Origin of the sequence: Brucella sp. BE17 (assembly GCF_039545455.1) — a bacterium.
Taxonomy (GTDB): domain Bacteria; phylum Pseudomonadota; class Alphaproteobacteria; order Rhizobiales; family Rhizobiaceae; genus Brucella.
Genome location: NZ_CP154467.1, coordinates 363,641 through 389,411, shown reverse-complemented (window position 1 = coordinate 389,411; position 25,771 = coordinate 363,641). Strand labels below are relative to the sequence as shown.

Genomic DNA, 25,771 nt, shown 5'->3' with positions numbered 1-25,771 from the left:
CCTTCGCGCGTAAGGGTCATGTTACAGCCGTTCGCTTTCATGAGTCTTTTCATGCGGTTAGTAGGAAGGGCTCGCGAACAGATTCCGGATAAGAGCTTGAGATTCATGACAGATTCTCCTTTTTGGAACTGTCTTTTTTACGTTTCGTTAAGGAAATCGCTGGACAGCGCGAATCACTTTTGATTCATTGAACCTGTTCGGAGGCGGCATTTTCGAATCACACACTCGCAGGGAATTAACGAGGGACAATCAGATGGCAAGCACCGACGCGTATGGCGCGCCGGCAGGGTCGCATCGTGCGCCCGGACGGAAAAAAAAGAAGGGCAAGGTCTCTGGCCATGTCAGCCTTCTTGCCGGTCCGGCCTATGGTAAATTCATCTCTATTGAACCCATCCTGCGCCGTCTCGTACCCGCCCTTATCGTTATCTTCCTGGTTATTCTGGGCGTGGCGCGCACCTTTTCCATGCTGGCATGGCACGAGGACATCGAGCAGCAGCACAAGGCGGGCTTGTCAGCCGCCACCGCCAATTTGGCACAAATGATCGAGCGGATGGCAAACGGCACGGAGACCGGGGCACGGATCGACCCCAGTGATATCCGCAACACGATTGCTGAATTTCGCACACGTGGCCTGTCATCTGAAGGCATGACGGTTGCCGTTATCGACAACCAGTCAGCAGTCATCGCCGCATCCGGTCCTCTAGCCGACATGACCGGCAAACAGGTCGATACGGTTTTGGCCGAATCCCAGCCACTGTTCCTGTTTGCCGAACGCGCCGGCGTTCTTAATGTGACACTCAAGGGCGAAGCCGCTTATGGTGCGCTTTCCAAAACCCTTTCGCTGCCCTATTCGGTCATTGCGGTTGAGCCAGAGAAAACCATTTTTTCTGAATGGCGCCGCGCCGTCTCGCTCAATGTCACGCTGTTTGCAGGCACGACCGGGGTGATGTTCGCCATTCTCTATGCCTATTTCAGTCAAGCGGCACGCGCACGCGAGGCCGACGATCTGTCGGGACAGATCCAACGGCGCATCGATCTGGCGCTGGCGCGTGGACGCTGCGGCTTGTGGGACTGGGATATGGCGCGCGGGCGGATCTACTGGTCGCGCTCGATGTATGAAATGCTCGGCTATGAGGCGCAGGACGCAGTGCTTCCGTTTGCCGACGTCACGGCTATCATCAATCCGGACGACGGTGATCTTTATGCCATCGCCGAGCAGGCGGCATCCGGCGATATTTCCCATGTCGATCGCGTGTTCCGCATGCGTCACGCTGACGGCTCATGGGTGTGGATGCGCGTGCGTGCCGATATTGCCCGCGAGGGCGATCTACATCTGGTCGGCATTGCCTTCGATGTGAGCGAGCAGCATCGCTTCGCGCAACAGACGGCAGAAGCCGATATGCGCATTCGCGAGGCCATCGAAAATATTTCGGAAGCTTTTATTCTGTGGGATGCCAATAACCGCCTCGTGATGGCCAATTCCAAATTCAGCGAATATGCAGGCCTACCGGTCTGGACGCTGAAGCCAGGTGTGCCGCGCAACGAAGTCGATGCGCATACGCGCCCCTTCACCTTCGAGCGCAGGATGGCCAATGAGCATAACCGCGCTGGTGGGCAAACCTTTGAACGCCAACTGAGCGATGGCCGCTGGCTGCAAGTCAACGAACGCCGTACGCAGGATGGCGGCCTTGTTTCCATCGGCACCGACATTACGCAGTTGAAGCTGCATCAGGAACGGCTGGTGGACAGTGAACGCCGCCTGATGGCAACTATTCACGACCTGTCCATTGCGCGTAAGGGCGAACGCGATCGGGTGCGTGAGCTTTCTGAACTGGCACGAAAATACGCGCAGGAAAAGGAACGTGCAGAGGCCGCCAATCGTGCCAAGTCCGAATTCCTCGCCAACATGTCGCACGAATTGCGCACACCGCTCAATGCCATCATCGGCTTCTCAGAAATGATACAAGCTGGCACTTTTGGGCCTCTCGGCTCGGACCGCTATGAGGAGTATATCAACGACATTCACACCAGCGGCAACTTCCTGCTCAACGTGATCAACGACATTCTCGATATGTCAAAGATCGAGGCGGGTCACTTCTCGCTTGACCGCGAAGAAATCGATCTCTGCCCGCTGATCAGCGAGACGGTGCGCATGATCTCGCTGCAGGCGGATGAAAAGAACATTACCGTTGAAACGCGCATTGAGGATGGAATGCACCTTCAGGCTGACCGCCGTGCGGTCAAGCAGGTGCTGATCAATCTTCTCTCCAATGCCGTCAAATTTACTTCGCACAGCGGTCACATTACCGTCCGTGCACGCAAGGCGGGATCAGCATTGTTCATGACCATTCAGGACACCGGCGTCGGCATACCGAAATCGGCGCTCAGAAAGATCGGCCAGCCTTTTGAGCAGGTGGAAAACCAGTTCACCAAATCGCATAGCGGATCCGGCCTCGGCCTTGCCATCACGCGCTCTCTGGCTGAACTCCATGGTGGCTGGCTGCGCATCCGCTCAACCGAAGGTGTTGGCACTGTGGTTTCCGTCTGCATCCCCGATCGCAAGGCAGTATTGATCGCCCAGCAGAACACGATCATCAACGCCGCCTGATCAGGTTTTGACAAGCGCCTCAAAACTAACGCGGACGTTTTTGGCCAATTCGTGCAGCTGATGATCGACCCGTGAAATATCGGGCAGTTCAGCAGCACGACACAAAAGATCGATCATGCCGGGAATGAATTCGTCGCGGGCCGCATCACGGCCGAGACAGAGGCGGATCGTCTGGCTCAGATTGGTGTAGAAGCGGTGCGCCTCGACAAGTGCGTCCACGCTCGCCGGATCGGCAAAAGAGGGTTCGAGATTGGCCAAAACCTCTTCGGTGGCAAGTAATCGCTGACCGGCTTTTACCTTTCCAGCCAGAACGGCAAATTGCGCAATGAATTCCAGATCGATAATGCCGCCGGGTTTCAGTTTGAAATCCCAGTCATCGCGCGGTGGCTTTTCCTGTTCGATGAGCTGGCGCATCTCACGCACATCATGGGCGATCTTTGCATCATCGCGTGGCATAGTGATTATGGCGTTGATTTCACGCTCGATAAAGGTTTTGAAATCCGCATCCGCATGGATGACACGCGCGCGGGTCAGCGCCATATGCTCCCATGTCCAGGCCTCGCTGCGCTGATACTTGCCAAAGGATGCGATGTGGGTGGCGACTGGCCCCTTATTGCCGGACGGACGCAGCCGCATATCAACTTCATAAAGCACGCCTTCGGCAGTCGGCGCAGATAATGCTGCAATTAGCCGCTGGGTCAGGCGGATAAAATATTGCGAGGGCGCGAGCGGCTTTTCACCGTCCGTCTGCTCTACCGCATCATCGTGATCATAAAGCAGGATCAGATCAACATCGGAACCGGCTGTGAGTTCGCGACTACCAAGCTTGCCCATGGCAAGGAGTGCCACCTTGCCACCCATGACATTGCCATGGCGGCGCTGCAATTCGGCTTCCACCGCCTCGAACGCTCGAGCTATCATCAGTTCGGCAAGATCGGAGAAGGCGCGGCCTGCCCGCACGCCGTCAATGGCACTTGTCAGAAGACGGATACCGATCAGAAAGCGATGCTCGGCGGCAAAGATGCGCAGACGATCGAGCACTTCCTCGTAATCGCTCGCAGCGCCTAAAAACACCCGCAATCGTTCTTCGAGATAGGCGCGGGTGGGAACTTCGGAAAAGATGGCCGGATCGAGCAGCCCGTCAAAGACATGCGGCTTGTGGGTGATGATCTCGGCAAGGCGTGGGGCTGCGCTCATAATCATGACAAGAAGGCTTAAAAGGCGGGGATTGGATTGCAGCAGGCTGAAAAGCTGGATACCCGCAGGCAAACCCTGCAGAAACCCATCAAAACGCATGAGCGCTTCATCAGCTCGTTTGGTCTCTGCAAAGGCTTGCAGCAGCGCGGGCGTCAGTTCCGTCAGGCGTTCACGCGCTTCGGCTGATTGGGTAGCGCGATAGCGACCAAAATGCCATGTGCGGATGACGCGGCAGATATCGCTCGGACGCTCAAAACCCATGGTCGAAAGAGTTTCCAGAGTGCCCGGATCATCGACATCGCCGGTAAAAACCAGATTGCCGCAAGAACTTCCTAGCTCCGGTGCCTGCTCGAAAAGGGCGGCATAGTGTTTTTCAACGACCTTCAACGCATCGAGAAATTTTTGCGAGAATTCAGCAGGGTCTGCATAGCCCATCATATGTGCGACACGGGCAAAACCTTCATCGTCTTCGGGCAGGATATGGGTCTGCTCATCGGCAATCATCTGGATACGATGTTCGACATCGCGGAGAAAATAGTATTGCCGCGCCAAAGCATCGCGTGCCGTCTCAGTGATCCAGCCACGCTCGGCCAGCTTCGAAAGCATCGGCACAGTCTGGTTGCCGCGCAATTCGGGAAAGCGTCCGCCAGCAATCAATTGCTGCGTCTGCACGAAAAATTCGATTTCGCGAATGCCGCCGCGCCCAAGCTTCACATTGTGGCCGCGCACGGCAATATCGCCATGGCCCTTATGGGCGTGAATCTGCCGCTTGATGGAATGCACATCGGCAATCGCCGCATAATCGAGATATTTGCGCCAGACGTAAGGGGAGAGTTCCGCAAGCACGGCATTACCCGACACCCTGTCTCCCGCCACAGGCCGCGCCTTGATCATGGCGGCGCGTTCCCAGTTCTGACCGCGACCTTCATAATAATTAAGGGCAGCACCCACGGGTATCGCCAGCGGCGTTGACCCGGGATCGGGACGAAGTCGCAGATCGACGCGAAACACATAACCATCCGCCGTGCGGTCCTGCAAAATGCGCACCAGCCGCTTGGTGAGACGTGAAAACGTATCGACACATTCGTAAGCGTCGCCAATGGCAGGGCGCATCTCGTCGATGAAAACGATCAAATCGATATCGGACGAATAATTAAGTTCCCTTGCGCCGAATTTGCCCATGCCAAGCACGATCCAGCCGCTTTCCTTTTCAGGATCATCGCGGTCGACAAGCGCGATCTTGCCCGCACGATCCGCATCGCGCAGCAGAAAACGCACCGCCGCCCCGGTGCAGGCTTCCGCCAGATCGGTGAGCCAGTCAGTGGTCGCTTGCGTATCAAAAATATGTGCCAGATCGCATAGCGCAATCAGCACATGCGCTTCACGCTTGAAAAGCCTGAGGCTCGTCATGAGCGCGGCTTCGCTCATACCATCCTGCCCCCCGCATGTAGCAGTTTCAGAGAGAATTTGGCGCAAACACGTTTCGGGCGGCACTATAACCAGACGGCTTAAAATAGCGGGATGGTGCAAAAGCGCTTCACGAATGAACGGCGAAAGATCGAGCACGGCTGAAAGAAAGCTCGCGGCTTCCGGTTTTTCCAGCAAAGCTGCGACATCAGGCAAATCGGCTCCTAGAACCCGCTCGCTCAGATCAGTATAGAAGGACTGTGCTCGCTCGGCATTAAGCGGCTCAAGGGCCCGCAGATTTCTCTCGAAAAACAGTGTCCCTGTATCCTCAGCCGCCATGATCTCTCTCGCCTTTATGAATGCCCTTCGTCTGCAGGCAACGGAAACTCCAGAACCGCACGCAGTCCGGACGCATTATCTTGCCTGCTTTCCAGTCGAAGCGCGCCACCGTGCAATTTCATAACTGCCTTGGCAAGACTTAAACCGAGGCCAGACCCCGGTTGTGTGCGGCTTTCTTCAAGGCGTACAAACCGCTCGGTCGCCTGCTCGCGCTTGTCTTCGGGAATGCCGGGGCCAGTATCGGCGACGACAATGCGCACAAAATCCTTGTCGCGCTCCATAGCAAGCGTCACACATGCTTCATGGCCATCGCAGCCTGCATATTTGATGGCATTATCCACCAGATTGGAGACCGTCTGACCGATCAGCTCGCGGTTGATATGCAGTGTCACCTCGTCAAGTGTGCCGAGCGTCAGCGTAACACCGGCATCCTCGCCGACCGGCTCATACATTTCCGCCACATCGCGAAGGATGGGGGCCACGGGCATATTCTCAAGGTTTTCCGTCGAATAGCCAGATTCAAGCCGGGAAATCATCAGGATCGCGCTGAATGTGCGGATCAGCTGATCGGATTCACCAATAATGTCTTCAAGTGCCGCACGATATTCAACTCCCGCCTTCTTGCCGGAAAGCGCTTCCTCAGCACGGTTGCGCAATCGCGTCAGCGGTGTTTTGAGATCGTGCGCAATATTATCGGAAACCTGTTTCAGTCCCTCATTCAGCTCCAGTATGCGCCCCAGCATGACATTGAGATTGGCGGAAAGACGATCGAATTCATCACCGGACCCAATGACCGGCAGACGGCCCGTGAGATCGCCATCCATTATGCGTTGCGAGGCGCGTGATACGTCATCAATGCGCCTGAGCGCGCGGCGTCCGACAAAGAACCAGATCAGGAAGGCGCCAGCCCCCATGATGCCGAGCGCTAGCATCAGGGAGCGGCGCACGATATCGCGGAAGCGTTCAGGTTCACCCAGATCGCGCCCGACCAGAAGCCGCATGCCGTTGGGGAGTGCAATCACCACGGCAACAGCGCGATGCTCGGTTTCCGTCCCCTGATCGCCATAACGTTTATAGGAAAAGGCGCGTTCTACAATACCATTGGTGTCTAGAACACCCGGCTCGACATCCTCGACATTGCCCGCAAGAATACGTCCCGCCGGATCTGCCACGAGATAGAGATAGGCGCCCGGCTGGCGCGATCGATAATCGATCGTGCGCACCAGTTGCGGGATACCGCCGCGGGCATAAGCCTTGCCGACACTTGCGACTTCCTCGCCCAGCGCTTCCTGCGTTTGCCCCGTGAGCATGGAAACCGACATATTGGTCATATAAAAGACCAGCGCCACGGCACCGACCGCAAACAGCAGCAGATAAAGAGCCGTAAGGCGCACTGCCGTAGTGCGCATGAGCGCTGCAAACCGGCTCATCAATCCGCCTTGCCAGAGATCTTATCAGAGGGTTTGGCAGACGGCTTGGCGCGTCCGGCTTTGAGCATATACCCTGCGCCCCGCACTGTATGCAGCAGCGGGACATCAAAACCTTTTTCGATTTTTGAGCGCAGGCGGGAAATATGCACATCGATTACATTGGTCTGCGGATCGAAATGATAATCCCAAACATTCTCAAGCAGCATGGTGCGCGTGACAACCTGCCCGGCATGGCGCATGAGATATTCGAGAAGCCGGAACTCGCGTGGTTGCAGTGTGATATCGATATCCTGACGCCGTGCAGTATGCGCAAGCCGGTCAAGTTCAAGATCGCCGACGCGATAGATCGTATCAGCCTCGCGCGGACTGGACCGGCGTTGCAGCACTTCCACGCGCGCAAGCAGTTCGGAAAATGCATAGGGTTTTGTCAGATAATCGTCGCCGCCTGCGCGCAGACCCGTCACGCGGTCATCGACTTCGCCCAAAGCTGACAAGATCAACACCGGCGTTTCCATGCCCTTGGCGCGCAACCCGGCCACGACCGAAAGGCCGTCACGCTTGGGCAGCATGCGATCGACGACCATCACGTCATAGCTGCCGTTCTCGGCTAAAGCATAACCCGTCTCTCCATCACCGGCGATGTCGGCAAGATGTCCAGCTTCAGTAAAAGCCTTCTCCAGATAGCGGGCCGCTTCGCGGTCGTCTTCGATAACGAGAATTTTCATACGCGCACTATAAATACCCTGTTTGAATAAGGCGATACCAGGCAGTTTCCCGCCTGGCAGAACAGCTTGTCAATGGCCCTGTGATTTAGCCCTGATCAATGGGAAGCGCCACAAAGCGGCTTTGGTCATTGCTTTGCACCTGTAACAGAACAGCCTTGCGTCCCGCTTTGGAGGCTTCTTCAATCGCCTTGTCTATATCCTTGGCGTTCTTGACCGTCTGATTGTTGGCGCTGACGATCACGTCACCGGAACGGATACCACGATCGGCTGCATCGCTGTCCGGATCGACATTGGTGACGACCACGCCGTCGCCTTCCTCCGAAGGCACAACCGTCAGACCATAATTGTCGAGCGTTTCACCGTTCGATCCGCCCTGCCCTTTATCGGAAGGTGTACTGGCCTGCTTCTGATCATCCGGCATAGTGCCGATCTTCATCGTGACTTCTTCGGCCTTGTTCTTGCGCCAAAGCGTGACGGCCGCATCCTCGCCCGGATTGATGGCTGCAACCTTGCGTGCCAGATCCCGTGGATCTTGTACAGGCTCGCCGTTGACGGCGGTGATCACGTCGCCTGCTTTGATACCAGCCTTGTCGGCCGGTCCATCCTTTTGCGGGGAAGCGACAATCGCGCCCTTTTCCTCGGCAAGACCGAGCGATGCGGCAATATCCTTGGTCACAGGCTGTATCTGTACGCCGATCCAGCCGCGCTCGACCGAGCCCTTCTTGATCAGCTGATCAACGACTTGGCTGGCAGTGGACGCAGGAATGGCGAAGGCAATACCGACGCTGCCGCCCGACGGCGAGAAAATAGCGGTGTTGATACCGATCACCTGACCTGAGAGATTAAAGGCAGGACCACCGGAATTGCCCTTGTTGACGGCGGCATCAATCTGGATGAAATCGTCGTAAGGACCGGCCCCAATGTCGCGACCACGCGCCGAAACGATACCCGATGTCACCGTGCCACCCAAACCGAACGGATTGCCGACCGCGACAACCCAGTCACCAACGCGTACCTTGCTGTCATCGCCGAGCGCCACATAGGTAAACTTGCGCTTGGCATCATCGACTTTCAGCACCGCCAGATCGGTGCGCGGATCGGTGCCGATCAGCTTGGCGTCGAATTCGGTGCCGTCGTCCAGAACGACGCTATACGCATCGCCATCCGAAACCACGTGATTGTTGGTGACGACATATCCGTCTTCGGAAATGAAGAAGCCTGAGCCTTGCGCAAAGGGTCGTTCATGACCTGGACGACCACCGGGACGCTTGCCGGGGCCACGACGTTTGTCAGGACGCGCATCGCCGCGTGGTTCCATGCCGAAATCTCGGAAAAAGCGCTTCAACGGATGATCGTCGGGAAGCTGGTCGAAGCCGGGACCGCCAAAGGCGCGCGAACCGCCGCGATCAGCTGCTTCCTGAACGTCCTTCTTTACACGGACACTGACGACCGTCGGGCGAACCTTTTCAATCAGATCGGCAAAGCCGGGCACGGCTGCGGGCGTTACTTGCACGGCTTCAGCACGTGCTTGATTGAACGCACCCAAAGGCCCGGTTACAACGAACCCGCCGGCCAGCGCCGCGCAAATAGCAATCGTTGCAACACCCTTGCGATAATTAAAAATCTTGGCTCTGGACATTAATCTCTCCTTGCGAGCAGCCATTGGGCTTCCTTGGCCTGTCTGTTTTTCGTCAGGCCAAGCGCCCTTTAAACCTTATAGCGTCACGATAGTGAGAACTACCTTACCGCTCAATTTCCAAAACATGAAAGTTTCGTAAGGTTTGTAATCAGCGAATGAGAGAGAAACGCTTAATTGTCCTTCAAAAGCCGCCTGAGATCGACCTTTTCCTGCTCCGAAAGCGGCTCGACAGCTTGAGAAGCCCCGGTTTTACGGCGTACGGCAAACAGGATCGCAGCGCCGCCCACAAAAAGAACAATGACGGGAAAACACCATAAAAGGGCAGTATGTGCGGAAAGGCGCGGCTTCAAAAGTACAAATTCGCCATAGCGATCGACCACGAAATCTTTGACTTGCGCGTCCGTATCACCCGCTTTCAGACGGTCACGCACGAGAAGACGCAGATCGCGGGCGAGTTCAGCATTCGAATCATCGATGGATTCGTTCTGGCAAACCATACAGCGCAGTTCAGTAGAAATGGAACGTGCACGCTTTTCAAGCGCTGCATCGGGCAGGATTTCGTCCGGGTTGACGGCCCATGCAGGCGCAAGCTGAAACAGGCTTACAGCCAGAACCATCAGCACTGCAAAAAGCCGTCTCTGTCTCATGCCGTGGCCTCCGCGTTTTTCGCGGGCAACGCTTTACGTTTTTTAGCCGGTGCGCCGACACGCAAACGACGATCCGCCAGCGAAAACAAGGCTCCCACCATCATGACGAGCGCGCCATACCAGATCAGCGTGACCTCGGGCTTCCACCACACTCGCACGACGGCCGAACCGTCACCCGGCTCGTCGCCAAGGGCGACATAGACCTGGCTGAACCAAAGCGTGCGAATACCAGATTCGGTAGTCGGCATCTGACGTGCCGGGAAAAAGCGCTTGGATGGTTCGATCTGGCCGAGATTGCGGTTGTTCGAATCAAGCAAGGTGAATGTGCCGCGATTTTCCGTGAAATTGGGGCCGGTCAGCGGACGCAGGCCTTCAAACCGCAAACTGTAGTTCTGAACCTTGATCGTATCGCCGGGACGCATGATCGCGACATTTTCCGTGCCATAGGTTGTGACGCTGACAATGCCTAGAAGCGTGATGCCAAGCCCCATATGGGCGAGCGCTGTCCCGAAAATCGAACGCGGCAATCCCTTGAACCGCGCCCATGCTTTTGCGCTCGAAACCTTACCGATACCAGCTTTAAGCACGAGATCGGTGAGACTGCCAAAGATCAGCCAGACCGCAAGCCCTATACCGCAGGCAGCCATGACCGAACTGGCTGATGTGCTCCAGAGTACGATGCCGGTCATGATCAATGCTAACGCAAACGCCGTCATCAACCGTTGCGAAACGCCGTAAAGATCACCGCGCTTCCAAGCGAGCAGAGGACCAATCGGCACGGCAAGCAGAAGCGGCACCATCAGAGGCCCAAATGTCATGTTGAAGAAGGGGGCTCCGACAGAAATCTTTTCACCCGTCGTCACTTCCAGCAATAGCGGATAAAGTGTGCCGATCAGCACCGTCGCGGCAGCCGTGGTCAAAAACAGGTTGTTGAAGACCAATGCGCCTTCGCGCGAGATCGGATGGAAAATGCCGCCTGCGGAAAGACTTTGCACGCGTAGCGCAAAGAGCGACAGGGAACCACCGATGAAAATGGCAAGGATCGCCAGAATAAACAGCCCCCGCCCCGGATCGGTCGCAAAACTGTGCACGGATGTGAGGACTCCAGAGCGAACGAGGAATGTCCCCAATAACGACAGCGAGAAGGTGAGGATCGCCAGCAAGACCGTCCAGATTTTCAGTGCCGAGCGCTTTTCCATCACAAGTGCAGAATGAAGAAGCGCGGTGCCCACCAGCCATGGCATGAAGGACGCGTTTTCGACCGGGTCCCAGAACCACCAGCCACCCCAGCCCAGTTCATAATAGGCCCAGTAGGATCCCATGGCGATGCCGCCAGTCAGGAACATCCATGCGAGCAATGTCCATGGTCGCACCCACCGCGCCCATGCCGCATCGATCCGCCCTTCGAGAAGGGCTGCGACGGCAAAGGAAAAGCACACGGAAAAACCGACATAGCCGAGATACAGGAGCGGCGGATGAATAGCGAGCCCGATATCCTGAAGGATCGGATTGAGGTCACCACCTTCAAGAGGCACAGGAAAAATACGTGTGAACGGATTGGACGTAAAAATGATGAAAGCCAGAAAGGCCGTGGCTATCCAGCCCTGAACAGCCAGAACATTGGCGCGCAATGTTTCGGGAAGATTACCGGAGAAGGCTGCGACGAGCGCGCTGAAAAGAGTGAGGATGAATACCCACAATAGCATGGAGCCTTCGTGATTGCCCCAGACGCCGGTAATTTTATAAAGCAGCGGTTTTTGCGAATGTGAATTCTCGACGACGTTGAGAACCGAGAAATCGGAGACGACATAGGAATGCACCAGAATGGCCGATGACAGAAATATCAGCGCAAAAACCGCAAGCGCTGTCGGCACGGCCACCGACATAAACTGAGCATCCCGCCTGTGCGCACCGATCACCGGCATAACGGACTGAACGATGGACAGCGCAAGCGCAAGCACCAGCGCAAAATGGCCGATTTCGACACTCATCTTATTTCCCTTCCCATACGCCCTTTTCCTTCAAACTGTCGGCAAGGTCCTTGGGAACGTAATTCTCGTCATGCTTGGCCAGGACACTATCGGCGCGAAAAATTCCGTCCGTTTCGAAACGGCCTTCGGCGACAACGCCCTGCCCCTCGCGGAAAAGATCGGGAGCAATCCCTTCAAAGACGACTTTGACGGTCTTGATCGTATCGGTAACGGTAAAATGCAATTCACTGCCTTGCCGGACCACCGAGCCCTCCTCGACCAGACCGCCCAAGCGGAAACGCGAACCGGATGTAATTTCCTGTGGTGTAAAATCGGATGGTGTGCGGAAAAAACGAATATCCTGGCTGAAAGCCACCAACATCAGGCCGACAGCAATCGCAAGTACCGCCAGAGCACCGCCGATCAGCATCAGGCGCTTGCGCTTTCTCTGTTTGACTACGCGTGAAAGGCTACCTACTGGCTTTGCCCTACCTGGATTTTCATTGGAGATTGCACTCATTTTTGCGCCTCCAAGCCCAATTGCGCTGCAAAGCTCAGAAGCTCTGCCCGCTTCTCATTCTCAAGTGCTGCCATGCCCCGATTGAGCGCGTCGAGTGCTGCATCGCGGCGATTAAGGATCATATAAGAGCGCACGAGGCGCTTCCACCCATCAAGATTCTGTCCATCTTGCGTAAGGCTTTCATCCAGACGCTGAACCATGCCTTCCACCATCGCCTGACGATCCTGTGCAGACAAAGAAGCAGCCGCATCGATATCCTCAGCATTTGGCCCTTTGGGCGCTGCTTGCATATCCGGTTTCGAGCCGCCGATACGCGCAATGGCCTCCTCGACCCGCCCCCGCCATGGCGCATCAGCAGGCGCTTTGTCGAGAAAACCTTGCAGTCGTTTGATCGCGACATCAGGGTGTCCGTCCTGCATTTCGCCCTGCGCAAGATAGAATTGCGGGCGGACATCGTTCGGCTCCAGTTCAGCAGCTTTCCTGAAAAAGCCTTCGGCCTCAGCCGTCACCGTACCGCCGGAAACCGACGTCAGCGCTTCTCCCAATCCCAGAAGGCGGGGGAAGCTTTCACCGGCAATGCGGATGGACGTGCGATAGGCATTGAGAGCGTCGGGATAACGCCCAAGCCGCATGTAAATGGGGGCCAGAACATCCCAGCCGCGCACATCACCGGGGTTTTGCGCCAGATGCGCTTCGGCGCGGGCGACCAGTTCATCGACGGAACCGGAATTGGGCGCGGCTGCAAGCCGCTCGGCAAGCGGCATGGACGGCATGTCGGGCTTACCGAAAAGAGGGTAAACACTCCATGCAATCAACGGCACGGCCAGCACCGCGCTCAATGCGGTGATTCTCGCCTTGCTTTGGGCTGAAGCAACTGAGGTTTCAACGGCGCTAAAGGTCCGGCTGGCTTTTTCAGTATTCAGGATACGGCGTGAAATTTCTACGCGCGCCTGCTCGGCGCTTTGCCGGTCGATCATGCCGCGTGCGGCATCCAGTCCAACCTCGCGCAACTGATCGCGATAGACTTCAAGATCGTTTTTTTGAGCCGACAAAAAGGCCTGCTTGCTCCGCGTAAGCGGCAGCAAGACGGCCAGAGTGGCCATGAGAGTCAATAGTCCTGCAATCAACCAGAATTCCATGGCCATGACTTAATCCCAGCCATGAAAAAAACCAACTGAAGACCTGTAATAAGTGACGCCCTAGGGCAATTCGCCGCAAAAGCATAAAACCCGATAAATCATGCCAAATCAGGTAAGCGGCGTCCAGCTTCCGTCCGCATTACGGCAGGCAGTGCCGCGCGTGGTCTGGCTCGTGCCGCCAATATCATAACTGTGCGAATATTGGCGACAGTTCTGCGAACCAACCTGATAAGGCTGCGCGGCGGTAACTTCACCGGAATTCGAACCGCTGCTCCATGAGACGGCTTTCCCATTAGGCGAATATTCAAGCGCCCGATATTCAGCTTCCAGGGCCTTACGACGATCACTCGCAGCCAACTGTGTCGCGGCATTGCCCAAAAGCCCATTCCCCAATGACGTCAGCAAGCTTGTTTCCGGCTTTGCCGAAGGTGTATTGCCAATCGATGGCAAAATCTTTCCCCTTCCAGCGGTTCCGCAAGCCGACAATACCAGCGACAGAGCCAACATCGCCGACGCAACCGACACCGCTTTGGAAAAGCTGAATACCCTCATCATAACAAACAGGCCTTTATCAATAAATCAGCATGCATATAATCGCCTGATGCGATCTCATTATTTCACCTTTTAGAGCATTTCCAGCAAAAGTGCGAACCGCTTTTGTTCACGGTGAAATATTCAGTCAAACAACCATCAGTTTTCTGCCAGCGGCAGGCAGACACGAACACGCAAGCCCCCGAGCGGGCTTTTATCGAGATCAAGCCTGCCGCCATATTCCCGAACCGCATCCTGAACGATGGCCAGTCCCAATCCTGTACCCGGCTTGGTTTCATCGATACGGCTTCCGCGTTTAAGGGCCGATTCGATCTTATCGTCTGCAAGCCCCGGACCATCATCTTCGATGCGGATTTCAAACTGCTTTGGAAGTTCCGACCGTATCACACTGATGTTTACACGAGCGCGACCCCATTTTCCGGCATTCTCAAGCAAATTACCGATGATTTCCTCAAGGTCTTCCTTTTCGCCCGCAAAAACCGCTTCGGGAAATTCATTGTGCAGACGAACGTCGAAGGCAGGATTGAGTTTTGCGCTCACACGATGCATGCGCTCCATGACTGGCTTTACAGATGTACGAAAAACCACGCTGTCGCGCTGCGCGGCAATACGGGCGCGTTGCAGATAATGCTGTATCTGCACCTGCATGGCCTCGCTTTGCTCCTGAACGACGCGGCCCGGATCTCCACCGATGGCACGCCCTTCATTGACGAGCACCGAAAGCGGCGTTTTCAACGAATGAGCGAGATTGCCGACCTGCGTTCTCGACCGCTCGACGATACGGCGGTTATTTTCAATCAAGGCATTCATTTCCTGTGCGAGCGGCGCAATCTCGACCGGAAGCTGGGCTTCCAATTTGGACGAGCGCCCCTCGCGAATATCGGCGAGCGCTTGACGTACTTTATCGAGTGGTCGCAGCCCGAATAAAATGATGGCAGCATTGATCAAAATACTGCCGATGCCGAATATAGCGAGATAGGTCGCAAGACGGGTTCTGAATTCGGAAACCTCGGCCTGAACTTCGCTGAGGTTTCCCATGACGCGAAAACGGGCAACACGGGATGGGTTATCGAGCACCACTTCCGTTTCCACGATGAAAAGTTCTTCGCCGTTCAGGCCTGGCAGGGAATAGCTGCGCATGAAGGAACTGTCGAACGGTGCTTGCGAAACCGGCATTTCCGGCACGATGCGCCCTAGAAGAGAAGGAGAATGAAGTTCACCGGTCACATTGTGGGTCAAGGGGTCGACAGACCAGTACCAGCCCGAAAGCGGGCTTGAATAGCGCAGTTCGCCCAGTTCCGGGCGCCCCTGCAATGCGCCTTCCGTTGAAACGCTGACCGCACCAACCAGACTGAAAAGATGCGCTGTCAAAAGCCGCTCGAAATTGCTGCGAGCAGCATCGCCATAAAGTGTACCGATCAACGTCGCAACAACCACAAGCGCTGCGATCACCCACAATGTCGACAGAGTGACGACGCGTGCGGCAAGCGAGCGGATGCGGAAAAGACGAAGAAGCTTCAGTTTCCGTTCTCCTTGACCGCGCCCCCATTATCGGAGCGGATACGATAGCCCATGCCACGAACGGTTTCGATCAGATCGATTCCCATTTTCTTGCGCAAACGACCGACAAAGACCTCGATCGTGTTGGAATCGCGGTCAAAATCCTGATCATAGAGATGTTCGACCAGCTCGGTGCGCGATACCACCTCGTCCATATGGTGCATCAGATAGGAGAGCAGACGAAATTCGTGCGATGTGAGTTTGAGCATCACGCCATCGACGCTGGCTTTGGAGGTCTTGGTATCAAGCGTCAGCGGTCCGCAGATAAGTTCTGACGACGCATGCCCTGCCGCCCGTCGGATCAGTGCCCGAAGACGGGCCAGAACTTCCTCGATGTGAAAGGGTTTTGCGACATAATCATCCGCGCCTGCGTCGATACCCGCAACCTTGTCGCTCCAGCGGTCACGCGCGGTGAGCATCAGAACCGGCATGCGGCGCCCATCGCGCCGCCAGCGCTCGACCACGCTGATGCCATCCATATGCGGCAGGCCTATATCGAGGATGACGGCGTCGTAAGGTTCGGTATCGCCGAGAAAATGGCCCTCTTCGCCATCATAAGCGCTATCGACGACATAGCCCGCGGCAATCATGGCGTCGGATATTTGCCGATTGAGGTCCTTGTCATCTTCAACGATCAAAATACGCAAATCAGACTATCTCCCTGAACAAGCCGGCTAAAAAGCAGGATGGTTTTCCGCTATCAATAAAATATCCGCTGTCATTGCCCACCCCGGAAGAGATCATTCCGGAGCAAGACACATGACCTGCAGATATCGGACAGCGAAAACTTTTACTTATTGGGGACCGCCACTTCGACACGGCGTGGACGTTCACCGTTGCGGCCCGGAACCAGCACCACCACGACGCAAACGGGTGCTCCATTCTGCGTGGAAGGCGTGGCTTTTGCCAGTTGTCCGCCCTGTGAGGCAGCAACCCGCTCACCCACGGCCGTACAGTCTCCGGCAGCAGCGACAACCAGCCCGGAAGTTTGCGGAACACTGATCGACAAGGCACCGGCATTCACCGGCAACAGGCCAAGAGTGACCGCAAGAAGCGCGAAAACTTTAAGTGCAGGGTTCTGTTTCATCATGCTGCCTTGTATAGCGCCCGGCAGCTGAACGATGCATGAACAACCATTATCGCCACCGAGTCTAAGGGTATTTTTATCTTAGCTATCACGCTTTATGAAATTAGGAAATCCGGGTAATCACAGAGCAGAAATATTACGCTACGTGAGCGAATTCAAGAATGGCCACGTCGCCGGTGCCAATTTTTGCGCTCACCATCGCCACATGAAGCTCGAAAGAACCAGTGCCGGTTTCAGCCAAACGGTCCACATCGGCATAAGTCCAGACGGATGCCGCAACCTGCTCACTGCGCAGCAATTGCCCTTCCTGCCAAACGTCCACCCTGTAAAGTTCGCGTTCTTCACCAAGCGGAATGTCCTCGCCAAGCCAGCTATCGGCGTCAACGCGCCCGCGTCTGATCCAGCGGAAGACGAGATCACCATTCAACTGAAGATCATACTTGAGATGAACCGGGCTGAGCGGTTTAAGCGCACGCAAGCCGCCAATCGCAGACCGTGTATCGAAAAAAGCTTCCGAAAACGTCTTGCCCGCCGCTCCTGCGCGCCAGTTGAGTTCAAGCCCCAGTTCAGAACTCGTCAGGCCTGTCGCGCGCACCCCAGCATCCAGCAGGATAAACGGCGAGCCTTGCGGTTTTTCTACAAGAGCAGCCGACTCGGTACCAAGCTGGCCGCGCAGCAGGCGCCGTAACCGCCAGTGATTGAGCCCGATTTCCTCGGCATCGAGAAACTGGAAAACCTCCCAGTCCCCGCCCGGCGCCTGCATTAGCGCGGTATTGCCACCATTAAGGACTTGCGCCAGCGATCGCGATTGCAACTCGCCCGCATAAAGCACGACATCGATACTGTGCCCTTCCTGCAAGCGCCCGCTGCGACCGCCCTCAAGTGGCGCAACAAGTTCGCCCATGATGGCGCGTTCGGTGATCAGCGCCCGCTCGCTAAAATCGTCCTCGGCGGGCGATGCATAGACCGCCACCCCGCGCCATGGCCGCGCATGACAGGCAATGCGGAATTGGTTGGCTGGTTCTTCCGCGCCCGGCCACAATGGCAGGTCAATCAGATTAAAGAGTGGCTTCATGTCTATGACGGTTCCGCCGGGCGAAACAGGCGGTGTTACGCCTTCATCCGCAAACACGATATTGGGCGCAAGCGCCACTGCCCGCACGGATCGCACCGCGCCATCCTCCAGACTGGTCACGACATAATCACGGGTGCCGCCCAGCATATCAAGACGCAGGCGATCACCGGCATGAATGGCCGCCTGCGACCACGGCAGCGCGAAAGATGCCGTGCGCCGTTCGGCATGGCGGCGCGCAAGCCACGCCTGCGCCAAGGCGGTCGCCTGTCCCTGTTCCATGGCACCGGCAAGACTTAGGGATTCACTGCCCTGCCCCTGGCCGCGGCTCGCGGACGCGCCTACCACCTGAAAATCGCGCAATGGATCGTTACAGTAGAGCTCGACAGATGCGGGCAATGTGCCTTGATCTTCGAGTTCTGCGGTCAGCGCCGCACCCTCGTCGGGTTCAACCAGCCTATCGCCGACTGCAATGCTCGATGCTGCCCGCGCGATGCTTTTAAACACGAATTTTCCTGCCTGCTCGAAACCATGAATGCCAAAAATGTTGAACAGCGGCTCCAGAACGCCGCGTACGCTCGATGGTTCGGAAACGATGAAGCCAGAGAGATGCCCGTCAGCGCCGGAACAATCAGCGGCAGGCAATCCGAAATCGGTTAGAATGGCGGTAATCAGTTCATCCAGCGCCACCCCGCTCAGACGCCCGTTCAGCCAATGGCCGAGCCGCCAGTTGGCGGTGTCACCCCACGTGCTGCTGTTTAATGGGAATTCCGGGAAGGGTCGCGTATCCCATGCCCAGAGATAGATGCGTTCCATATCCAGCATCGGCCCGCCATAAACCGGCGAGATCGTATTGGCTTGTTCCCAATGCTGGTAATGCGCACGCAAAAACCGATCCATGCCGATATCCGAGCGAGAGCCATTCGAGAAATACGGCACCGCATTTTCCGAAGATTTTGGGTCGGGAAAGACATTGGGCTGGTTGGGTCCCTTGTCGACGGCGGGACAGCCGAGTTCCGTGAACCAGATCGGCTTGGATTGCGGAACCCAGCCCGTTGATTGCGCCTGTTCCGCACCATCAATCCTGTTGAAATGCGGATTGCTCCACCATGAGCGGATATCCTTGAAGCGATAGACCCATAGCTTGCCAGCCATTCCATCGGTAATGGGCGTGCGCACACGCGCATTCCGATCTCCGGAACTGGCATAATACCACTCGAACCCCTCGCCTGCCTCGACCTGTGCGGCAAGGCCATCGAGATCATAAGGCGCATTAAAGCCATCAGGATTACCGCCATCGAGATCGCCATCGCGCCAATCGGCCAGCGGCATATAATTGTCGATACCGATGGCATTGATCGCCGGATGTGACCACAGCGGATCGAGATTAAAGAACAGATCGCCCGTGCCGTCCTGAGCCTGATAGCCAAAATATTCCGACCAGTCCGCGCCATAGGTGATGCGACAGGATCCTCCCAGCCGCTCGCGCATTTCAGCGGCAAGTGCACAAAGGCTCACGACAAAAGGAAAGTTTTCGCGGCTGTCGCGAATGCTGGTCAACCCACGTAGTTCTGAGCCGAGCAGGAAGGAATCAACACCGCCGGCACGCAGCGCCAGATCGGCGCAATGGTGCAAAAACCGGCGATAGCCCCATTGCCCATTCACAAAAGCACTTACCTGTTCGCCTGCCGAAGAGGTTTTGTCGGGAGAGCCCGCCTGCCCCACTGCCGGATGGCAGGTGATGCGTCCGCGCCATGGATAGAGCGCCTGCCCCACGCCGCCATAGGGTGAAGGCAACGCATTTCCGGCTGCAATATCCATCATGATGAAGGGATAGAGCGTGACATGCAGTCCCCGCGCCCGCGCATCGCGGATAGCCGCGATCACGCTGGCATCCGAGGGGGTACCGCCATAGGCAGCTCCCTTACCGCTTTTAGAAATCAGGGGAGCGCTCCCACGTGTGACATTTTCCACCCGCCAGACATGGCTCGGCTTGCGGGCAGAAAGTGCTGTCACGCCGGGACGAATGCGGCAGTGGCTGGCGCGCAAATCATCGCCGAACCACGGTACGACGATGGCGATATGTTTGAGATTGGGACAAAGCGCCTGCAATTCATCGAGAGCCGCCGTCCAGTCGCTACGCGCACGCACGGCATTGCGATTGATGGAACGACCTGTTCCCGGTACCGGCTCGTCGGTCACGGGATCTGGTTGCAGGCCAAATTCGGTCGAGCCCGGAATAAGTGCTATGGCACGCAGATCGCTTGCGACCTTGCCGACAGGACGCACCACCTCGAAATGAAATTGCGGCAGGCGATTGCCAAAGCCGTCGAGTGGAATGCGCTCAAACACCACATAGGCCGTGCCGCGATAGGCGGGCGCATTGCCGCTTCCCTGCTTGGCTTCGATCAAAGGATCGGGTTGTTGTGTCGCGGTGCCACGATAGACGCGCATTTCAATTTCGGTGAGATCAAGTTCCTGTCCATCGGCCCATACCCGACGGATGAACGCGATCTCACCTTCCGCGACCGCATAGGCGGCATTGCCAAAATAGCTGTAGCTTGTAACCTTCGGACCACCCTTGCCGCCCTGCCGCTCGGTGGTCGCCTTTTCCTCAAAACGCGTCGCCCAGATCAACGTGCCGCTCACGCGTGCCGTGCCATAGATGAAAGACAGTGCCGCGCCCTCTTCGGCTGTCACGACACGACCGCCATTGAGCCGTGAGCCTTCGATATGGCGGGTGGAATTGATCAGCGCATTATCGATGGCATAACCGCCCATCGCCCCCAGCCCCGCGCCAATCGCCGCGCCCACGGGGCCGAATATGCCACCTACGGCAGCACCCACCGCTTGCAGAACGATCGTCGCCATGGATCAGCTCTTCCTTTCAGGAAAAATGAAAATGCCCGCAATACGCGTGCGCCATTGCGGCACCAGCGCAGAAGCAAGCACACCATGCCCCTCATAGGCATGGATGAAGCGGCTTTCGCGCGTCATGACGCCGAGATGTTTTGCCGCGACATCGGCCCGCCAGCGAAAGACCAGAAGATCGCCGGGGTGAGCTTGGTCGCTTTCACGCCGGATCATATGCCGCGATGCTGCATCCAAAAGCCTGTCGCGGGCCGTGACTTCGCCCCAGTCTGGCGCGTAAGTGCCGGGATCTTCCGGCTCACACCCATAAAGCGCACGCCAGATACCGCGTATCAGCCCCAGGCAATCGCAACTGACACCACGCATCGAAGCGCCGTGGCGATAGGGTGTGCCGATCCAGCCTTCGGCTTCGCAGAGAACGTGATCGGCTATATTCATGGGACCAATACGCTCCCGTCATATTCATTGTCGCCGCTTACATAGGCATAGGCGGCATCATTTCCGGGAAGATGCGGGAAACCGCGAAAATTCACGCCATTGCCGAACTTTACCTTGCACGTCGCAAAGCTCTTATCGCAACCGGCAACGACGCGAAACTGATCACCCGCCGCAATCGGCAGAACCGGCGGCTCGATGAGTTGCATTCTGTTGCCCGTATGCCCGATGACACGAATTTTCGTGGCCGCATTACCGCCGCTGGCCCAGGTGAGAACACCATTGGCAAACCAGTCCGGCGCAAAGCCTTCCAGACCATTCGCAATTACCGTGCCCAGTTGTGCGCTCACAACACTTGCATCGACAAAATAGCGCGGATCATCGAGGTTAACTCCGCAGCGACCATCACCCAGCATGGCATCACAAAGCCGCATAACGCGACGTCCGCGAACCGCATCGAAAGCTGCCGCAGCCCCTTTCAATTCCATAACGAAACTACTGCCCGATCGGCTGATCTTCGCCGCCGTCCAGCGACGCAAAAGCATATGCTGTTCGGGGACTGACCAGTTGACGAGATAGACCGTAACACTGGCGCCGTCATAGCGCCCGTTTTCAATATCGTCGTCAGCGATACTTGCCGAGGACAACGCGCCTTCAACCTCGCCACCGGCAATCGATAGTCCCAGTGTGGTCGAGGCTTCACTGCCGTTGAAGCCGGTCAACGGATCGCAGACAATACCCTCGATTTCAAACGGCGCATCATGGTCGGTAAAGCCCATAACGACATTATCGCTGCGGCGAACAATCCATGCAAAACAATGGGTTGTGACTTCGCCTTGCAAATGCGATTCAAGGTTGGGGGGAACAGGGATCATGCCTTGACCTCGACAATGGGAATGGAGGGAATCTCACCGGCCTGAAACGAGGCAATACTGGCAGTTAACCGATCGGCATCGAAGCGCACAGCGACATCGAACAGGAAACCGGCAGTGAGCACATCACCTGTTCGTGGCAAATATCCCGGCGTAAAGGTTATACGGCCTGTTACCGGATCAAGCCTATAGGCTTCATGTTGCGGCACACGAATGCCATTGATGCCAATCAGCACAGAATCCGCGACTGGCCGCGTTATGAGGCGTTCATAGGTTTCGTAGCGCTTTATCAACTGGAATTGCGTCCTTGCCCCATCACCAGTGCCAAGCGGCTGATCGAGATGCGATGGCGCTTTGTTGCCGGAGGCGGAAGAATAATCGAACGGATCGCGCATGCGAAAAGCATGCAGAGAACCGCGCCGCGCCTCGAAAAAAGCCAACACGGTTTTAAGATCATCAAGCGAGCGCAATCCGGTTCCGGCATCGAAATGCCGACGCGAATGCGCCCAGCGGGCGTTGCGCTGTTCAAGCCCGGAGGTGAGCGTGACAATCTCGTTGCGCCATTGCGGCCCGCCGGTGGCACCAAACGAAACACCAAGCGGAAAACGCACATCGTGAAAAGCTGCCATGATGCTCAAAGCCTCCGTGCACCACGACGCACCGCGCCCGCCAGCATGGCGGAAAGCTGCGCTTCAGATTTTCTGAACGATGCCGCATCAGGCGATGTCATATTGAAGACCACCTGCACCGGCTTGCTGCCGTTAGCGCCCGACGCCACACCGAGACGTCCATCGGACCCACGCGCCAGCGGCAGAATGGCCTCGGCGCCAGCCTCCCCTGTCAGGCCGAGAGCACCGCCGCCCATACCAAAGTAGGTCGGGCTTGAAACCACCCCGCCCTTGGCAAAAGGCACAATGCCGCCCAGAACCCCACCAAAAGCGGATGAGACGAGATTTTGCAGCGGCTGCAAACCGGCATTGAGCGCCGCTCCAGCCAGGCTTGTAGCCAATCCGCGCAGCACATCCTCCAGGCCACGGCCAGAAACAATTGCGCTTTTGAGCGAAGACGTCAGGCTGCGGCCAAAACTTGAGGACCGTTTTTCAAGGTCGATCAAGGCGCGATCAAAGGCACTCGTATCCGCCTCCACGGATACGGTTACGGTCTCGTCTGTCATTAAAATCACCTATCAGGAAAAGCGTGTATCAGCGCATCAAGGGCATGACGCGACGGCGCATCGTACGTGGGTGACACGGGACCAAGTGCTGCCGCCAGTTCGCGCGGCGTCATCGCCCAGAAATCGCGTGAAGAAAGCCGCAGCCAACCAAAGCCCGCCCGCATGAGCCCGGCCCATGGGAAGGGCTGATGCGAAGGAGTAGGGTCGGCTGCGGTATTCAAGGGTTTGGTGCAGGGTCGCTTTCCGCTGTGCCAAATGTGACGGTGAGAAGCTCGCTCACGATACGCGCAAAACCCGTGACACCGCCATCGGCACGCATATCGGCGACATCATCGCTACTTACAACATGGCCACCGCCGCGTAAGCCTGCGGCGATGATGCGTTGCATGTCGTGGGCCGAAAGCTTGCCGCTCGAAAAGCGGGCGATCAGATCGGACAAATCATCCGCCGCAAAAGCGGCTTCGAGTTCGGCCAATGCGCCAAGCGTCAGGCAAAGGGTCCAGTCGCGACCATCAAGCGTTGCGGCAATTTCGCCGCGGTGGCGATTGACCATCATCATGCTGCTCCGAAAGTGATGTAGCCTGCGGATTCCAGCGCGATCTCAAACGTCATTTCACCATCGTGATTGCCGCCATATTCGAGTGCTACGATCTGCAGCGGACCGCTCACCGTGCCGAAATCCGGCAGCACGACCTGCCATTCACGGATTTCACCATCAAAAAACAGCCTGCGTACCAGCGCATCCGATGCCGCATCCTTGAAAAGGCCAGAACCGCTCAGCGATACGCGTTGCACGCCGCTCCCGGACAGCAATTGCCGCCAGCGACCGGCGGAATCAGCGTCCGTCACATCGACTGTTTCGGTGTTGAAGGCGATGCGCTTGGTGCGCAGACCCGCACAGGTTTCAAAACCGTCATCATCGCGCATGATTTTCAGCAAGATATCCTTGCCTCTTTGAGCCGACATAAAAGTCTCCTGAAATCAAACCAGAGCGCATCCCGAAAAGTGTGAAGCGGTTTTCGGACAAGATGCGCGTAAAAAATAGTCAAATGAGCGGCTCGGTCACAGCGCGGTAGCGCATGGTGCCAAGATAATTGCCCAGCCCATCGGTGTTACGGGCGACCATTTCCGAAAGGGTGAGATTGACCAGCCGATATCCGTTAAGAGTAATGGGCCAGTCATCAAGTCGGGCGGCAATTTTTTCGGCAATTTCCAGCACGCGTTTGCGTCCGTTTTCCCTGGCCCATATCTGGATATTGAGGAAGTGTTCGCCGCCCTTTTCGCTGGCCGTGCTCCAGTCACGGCTCGCAGTCTCGCCAAGCGTCACATAGGGAAAAGGCGTTTTCGGCGGTACGCGGTCATAGATCCTTTCACCGCCCAGTGTTTCAGCCAGCCCGCTATCGTTCTTGAGCGCGTCAAACAGCGCCTTTTGCAGTGCTGCCGCGCCAAGCGTCATCGGTTTCTCCACCTGAGATGTCCATATCGCTCTGTGCCGGTCGCTGTTTTGCGAAAGCGGCTGTTTCTTCCGCCGCAAGCGCCTTGAAACGAAGGGCACGCACCAGACCGTCGAATGTCAGTTTCATTACAATATTCATCGTCCCTCCTCGACAGCCGTACAGATGAGATAGCGGCCGGTTTCATCGGGATCGAGTATGGTTTCCAGCCGAAAAAGGCGGCCCCCCTTACGGAATCGCATGGCGGTTGTGAGGCCATCACGAAACCGCAGCAATATGCGATGTGTGGCTTCGGGTTGCGGGCGCGTAGCGAAATTGCGCTGTGTGACTGAAACAGGTTCGATGCGACCCCACAGCATGGCAATTTCAGCCCATGTCTCAACATAACCACCCAAACCGTCAGCCTCAGGACGCAGTTCTTCCAGAGCCAGCTCGCGGTCAAGCTGGCCTGGATCGATAAAAAGCACATTGTTCATAGCGGTATCCGCCGCCAGCTCTCGACAAGCTGGTTGACCATGGGTGGGATCGTCAGTGGTGTGGCTACCGCATCGATACCGGCACGCGTTTCATAAAGATGCGCGGTGAGGTTAAAGATCGCCTGTTTCAATACTTCAGGCACGCTTGCAGCCGTTGCCCCAAAGCCAGCCACGAAATCCACCTCAAGTCCACACAGCGACATCGCCTCGGGATAAGAAGCCATGTAAAGACGCTGTGGGCGGCGTCCATCTTGCAAATGAAACTCTTCCGGCGGAAAACTGATCGCCGTACCATCGGGCCGATACGCGACCACCATGGCAATCGAAGTGACCGGAAATTTGAACAGCGCCAGACGCCCCGAACGCGGCCAGCGGTCCACACGCAGCCGCCATGTCTGGTCGATCAGCGCAAGACCGGTTTCGACCTCAACCAGTTCACGCGCGGTCCTGATAAGACGTTCGAGAATGGCATCTTCACTAGTCGATGAAAGGCGCAGGAAAGCGCGTGCGTCTTCGATCGTCACCGGCTCGATCTCCGGCGGCGTGACAAGAAACATTGTCATTGGTTTTTTCCCCTAAATGTTAACTTTCAAATCA

At 56.6% G+C, this 25,771-nt stretch carries 25 protein-coding genes; 1 reads left to right on the top strand and 24 read right to left on the bottom strand.

The window, feature by feature from the left end:
* The first annotated feature begins 253 nt into the window (after positions 1–253).
* The gene (locus AAIB41_RS01855) at positions 254–2,608 is read left to right on the top strand and encodes an ATP-binding protein (RefSeq protein WP_343313920.1); all 2,355 of its coding nucleotides are present in this window, start codon (positions 254–256) and stop codon (positions 2,606–2,608) included.
* Here the strand turns inward: AAIB41_RS01855 and AAIB41_RS01850 are convergent, their stop codons facing one another.
* The 24 genes from AAIB41_RS01850 to AAIB41_RS01735 all read right to left on the bottom strand — a co-directional run bounded on the left by AAIB41_RS01850 (position 2,609) and on the right by AAIB41_RS01735 (position 25,737).
* On the bottom strand, positions 2,609–5,551 hold the full coding sequence (locus tag AAIB41_RS01850; protein WP_343313919.1) for a bifunctional [glutamine synthetase] adenylyltransferase/[glutamine synthetase]-adenylyl-L-tyrosine phosphorylase: 2,943 nt from the start codon (positions 5,549–5,551) through the stop codon (positions 2,609–2,611).
* 14 nt (positions 5,552–5,565) lie between these two features.
* Positions 5,566–6,984, bottom strand: coding sequence for a HAMP domain-containing sensor histidine kinase (locus AAIB41_RS01845; RefSeq protein WP_343313918.1), 1,419 nt, complete (start codon positions 6,982–6,984; stop codon positions 5,566–5,568).
* Complete coding sequence (locus AAIB41_RS01840) at positions 6,981–7,706, bottom strand: response regulator transcription factor (protein ID WP_343313917.1); 726 nt, start codon at positions 7,704–7,706, stop codon at positions 6,981–6,983. Before AAIB41_RS01840 ends, AAIB41_RS01845 begins: the two co-directional genes overlap by 4 nt.
* Positions 7,707–7,791: 85 nt before the next feature.
* Positions 7,792–9,345: a Do family serine endopeptidase gene (locus AAIB41_RS01835; protein WP_343313916.1), complete on the bottom strand. Its 1,554-nt coding sequence runs from the start codon at positions 9,343–9,345 to the stop codon at positions 7,792–7,794.
* Between the two features lie 170 nt (positions 9,346–9,515).
* Positions 9,516–9,992 (bottom strand): cytochrome c-type biogenesis protein, encoded by a 477-nt coding sequence (locus AAIB41_RS01830; RefSeq protein ID WP_343313915.1) that lies wholly within the window; start codon positions 9,990–9,992, stop codon positions 9,516–9,518.
* Positions 9,989–11,983 (bottom strand): heme lyase CcmF/NrfE family subunit, encoded by a 1,995-nt coding sequence (locus tag AAIB41_RS01825; protein WP_343313914.1) that lies wholly within the window; start codon positions 11,981–11,983, stop codon positions 9,989–9,991. The genes AAIB41_RS01830 and AAIB41_RS01825 overlap by 4 nt, the downstream gene beginning before the upstream one ends.
* 1 nt (position 11,984) lies before the next feature.
* The gene (ccmE, locus tag AAIB41_RS01820) at positions 11,985–12,482 is read right to left on the bottom strand and encodes a cytochrome c maturation protein CcmE (protein ID WP_343313913.1); all 498 of its coding nucleotides are present in this window, start codon (positions 12,480–12,482) and stop codon (positions 11,985–11,987) included.
* A complete protein-coding gene (ccmI, locus tag AAIB41_RS01815; protein WP_343314778.1) occupies positions 12,479–13,621 on the bottom strand; it encodes a c-type cytochrome biogenesis protein CcmI in 1,143 nt (380 codons plus the stop codon). Before ccmI ends, ccmE begins: the two co-directional genes overlap by 4 nt.
* A gap of 108 nt (positions 13,622–13,729) precedes the next feature.
* Positions 13,730–14,176, bottom strand: coding sequence for a hypothetical protein (locus AAIB41_RS01810; protein ID WP_343313912.1), 447 nt, complete (start codon positions 14,174–14,176; stop codon positions 13,730–13,732).
* Positions 14,177–14,311: 135 nt separating this feature from the next.
* Positions 14,312–15,640, bottom strand: coding sequence for an ATP-binding protein (locus tag AAIB41_RS01805; protein ID WP_343314777.1), 1,329 nt, complete (start codon positions 15,638–15,640; stop codon positions 14,312–14,314).
* Positions 15,641–15,690: 50 nt separating this feature from the next.
* On the bottom strand, positions 15,691–16,380 hold the full coding sequence (locus AAIB41_RS01800; RefSeq protein WP_343313911.1) for a response regulator transcription factor: 690 nt from the start codon (positions 16,378–16,380) through the stop codon (positions 15,691–15,693).
* Positions 16,381–16,523: 143 nt separating this feature from the next.
* Positions 16,524–16,820 (bottom strand): hypothetical protein, encoded by a 297-nt coding sequence (locus AAIB41_RS01795; protein WP_343314776.1) that lies wholly within the window; start codon positions 16,818–16,820, stop codon positions 16,524–16,526.
* A 136-nt stretch (positions 16,821–16,956) separates the two neighbouring features.
* On the bottom strand, positions 16,957–20,763 hold the full coding sequence (locus AAIB41_RS01790; RefSeq protein ID WP_343313910.1) for a glycoside hydrolase/phage tail family protein: 3,807 nt from the start codon (positions 20,761–20,763) through the stop codon (positions 16,957–16,959).
* Positions 20,764–20,766: 3 nt separating this feature from the next.
* A complete protein-coding gene (locus tag AAIB41_RS01785; RefSeq protein ID WP_343313909.1) occupies positions 20,767–21,201 on the bottom strand; it encodes an NlpC/P60 family protein in 435 nt (144 codons plus the stop codon).
* Positions 21,198–22,073, bottom strand: coding sequence for a DUF2163 domain-containing protein (locus AAIB41_RS01780; RefSeq protein WP_343313908.1), 876 nt, complete (start codon positions 22,071–22,073; stop codon positions 21,198–21,200). Before AAIB41_RS01780 ends, AAIB41_RS01785 begins: the two co-directional genes overlap by 4 nt.
* Positions 22,070–22,702: a TIGR02217 family protein gene (locus tag AAIB41_RS01775; protein WP_343314775.1), complete on the bottom strand. Its 633-nt coding sequence runs from the start codon at positions 22,700–22,702 to the stop codon at positions 22,070–22,072. Before AAIB41_RS01775 ends, AAIB41_RS01780 begins: the two co-directional genes overlap by 4 nt.
* Positions 22,703–22,704: 2 nt before the next feature.
* Positions 22,705–23,244: a phage tail tape measure protein gene (locus AAIB41_RS01770; RefSeq protein ID WP_343313907.1), complete on the bottom strand. Its 540-nt coding sequence runs from the start codon at positions 23,242–23,244 to the stop codon at positions 22,705–22,707.
* 5 nt (positions 23,245–23,249) lie between these two features.
* Entirely contained in the window at positions 23,250–23,465 is a 216-nt protein-coding gene (locus AAIB41_RS01765; RefSeq protein WP_343313906.1) for a rcc01693 family protein, read from the bottom strand.
* Positions 23,462–23,803: a gene transfer agent family protein gene (locus AAIB41_RS01760; protein WP_343313905.1), complete on the bottom strand. Its 342-nt coding sequence runs from the start codon at positions 23,801–23,803 to the stop codon at positions 23,462–23,464. The genes AAIB41_RS01765 and AAIB41_RS01760 overlap by 4 nt, the downstream gene beginning before the upstream one ends.
* Positions 23,800–24,210: a phage major tail protein, TP901-1 family gene (locus AAIB41_RS01755; RefSeq protein ID WP_343313904.1), complete on the bottom strand. Its 411-nt coding sequence runs from the start codon at positions 24,208–24,210 to the stop codon at positions 23,800–23,802. The genes AAIB41_RS01760 and AAIB41_RS01755 overlap by 4 nt, the downstream gene beginning before the upstream one ends.
* 79 nt (positions 24,211–24,289) lie before the next feature.
* The gene (locus AAIB41_RS01750) at positions 24,290–24,700 is read right to left on the bottom strand and encodes a DUF3168 domain-containing protein (RefSeq protein ID WP_343313903.1); all 411 of its coding nucleotides are present in this window, start codon (positions 24,698–24,700) and stop codon (positions 24,290–24,292) included.
* Entirely contained in the window at positions 24,660–24,839 is a 180-nt protein-coding gene (locus tag AAIB41_RS01745) for a hypothetical protein (protein ID WP_343313902.1), read from the bottom strand. Before AAIB41_RS01745 ends, AAIB41_RS01750 begins: the two co-directional genes overlap by 41 nt.
* Positions 24,836–25,174 carry a phage head closure protein gene (locus tag AAIB41_RS01740; RefSeq protein WP_343313901.1) on the bottom strand — a complete coding sequence of 113 codons (339 nt, stop codon included), beginning with the start codon at positions 25,172–25,174 and terminating at the stop codon, positions 24,836–24,838. The genes AAIB41_RS01745 and AAIB41_RS01740 overlap by 4 nt, the downstream gene beginning before the upstream one ends.
* Complete coding sequence (locus tag AAIB41_RS01735) at positions 25,171–25,737, bottom strand: phage head-tail connector protein (RefSeq protein ID WP_343313900.1); 567 nt, start codon at positions 25,735–25,737, stop codon at positions 25,171–25,173. Before AAIB41_RS01735 ends, AAIB41_RS01740 begins: the two co-directional genes overlap by 4 nt.
* Positions 25,738–25,771 lie beyond the last annotated feature (34 nt).

What these genes read in the sequence shown, in the direction of transcription:
- AAIB41_RS01855 (WP_343313920.1), top strand. Translation starts at nt 254, where the DNA reads ATGGCAAGCACCGACGCGTATGGCGCGCCGGCAGGGTCGCATCGTGCG.
- AAIB41_RS01850 (WP_343313919.1), bottom strand. Translation starts at nt 5,551, where the DNA reads ATGGCGGCTGAGGATACAGGGACACTGTTTTTCGAGAGAAATCTGCGG.
- AAIB41_RS01840 (WP_343313917.1), bottom strand. Translation starts at nt 7,706, where the DNA reads ATGAAAATTCTCGTTATCGAAGACGACCGCGAAGCGGCCCGCTATCTG.
- AAIB41_RS01835 (WP_343313916.1), bottom strand. Translation starts at nt 9,345, where the DNA reads ATGTCCAGAGCCAAGATTTTTAATTATCGCAAGGGTGTTGCAACGATT.
- AAIB41_RS01830 (WP_343313915.1), bottom strand. Translation starts at nt 9,992, where the DNA reads ATGAGACAGAGACGGCTTTTTGCAGTGCTGATGGTTCTGGCTGTAAGC.
- AAIB41_RS01825 (WP_343313914.1), bottom strand. Translation starts at nt 11,983, where the DNA reads ATGAGTGTCGAAATCGGCCATTTTGCGCTGGTGCTTGCGCTTGCGCTG.
- ccmE (WP_343313913.1), bottom strand. Translation starts at nt 12,482, where the DNA reads ATGAGTGCAATCTCCAATGAAAATCCAGGTAGGGCAAAGCCAGTAGGT.
- ccmI (WP_343314778.1), bottom strand. Translation starts at nt 13,621, where the DNA reads ATGGAATTCTGGTTGATTGCAGGACTATTGACTCTCATGGCCACTCTG.
- AAIB41_RS01810 (WP_343313912.1), bottom strand. Translation starts at nt 14,176, where the DNA reads ATGATGAGGGTATTCAGCTTTTCCAAAGCGGTGTCGGTTGCGTCGGCG.
- AAIB41_RS01795 (WP_343314776.1), bottom strand. Translation starts at nt 16,820, where the DNA reads ATGAAACAGAACCCTGCACTTAAAGTTTTCGCGCTTCTTGCGGTCACT.
- AAIB41_RS01790 (WP_343313910.1), bottom strand. Translation starts at nt 20,763, where the DNA reads ATGGCGACGATCGTTCTGCAAGCGGTGGGTGCTGCCGTAGGTGGCATA.
- AAIB41_RS01785 (WP_343313909.1), bottom strand. Translation starts at nt 21,201, where the DNA reads ATGAATATAGCCGATCACGTTCTCTGCGAAGCCGAAGGCTGGATCGGC.
- AAIB41_RS01780 (WP_343313908.1), bottom strand. Translation starts at nt 22,073, where the DNA reads ATGATCCCTGTTCCCCCCAACCTTGAATCGCATTTGCAAGGCGAAGTC.
- AAIB41_RS01770 (WP_343313907.1), bottom strand. Translation starts at nt 23,244, where the DNA reads ATGACAGACGAGACCGTAACCGTATCCGTGGAGGCGGATACGAGTGCC.
- AAIB41_RS01760 (WP_343313905.1), bottom strand. Translation starts at nt 23,803, where the DNA reads ATGATGATGGTCAATCGCCACCGCGGCGAAATTGCCGCAACGCTTGAT.
- AAIB41_RS01755 (WP_343313904.1), bottom strand. Translation starts at nt 24,210, where the DNA reads ATGTCGGCTCAAAGAGGCAAGGATATCTTGCTGAAAATCATGCGCGAT.
- AAIB41_RS01750 (WP_343313903.1), bottom strand. Translation starts at nt 24,700, where the DNA reads ATGACGCTTGGCGCGGCAGCACTGCAAAAGGCGCTGTTTGACGCGCTC.
- AAIB41_RS01745 (WP_343313902.1), bottom strand. Translation starts at nt 24,839, where the DNA reads ATGAATATTGTAATGAAACTGACATTCGACGGTCTGGTGCGTGCCCTT.
- AAIB41_RS01740 (WP_343313901.1), bottom strand. Translation starts at nt 25,174, where the DNA reads ATGAACAATGTGCTTTTTATCGATCCAGGCCAGCTTGACCGCGAGCTG.
- AAIB41_RS01735 (WP_343313900.1), bottom strand. Translation starts at nt 25,737, where the DNA reads ATGACAATGTTTCTTGTCACGCCGCCGGAGATCGAGCCGGTGACGATC.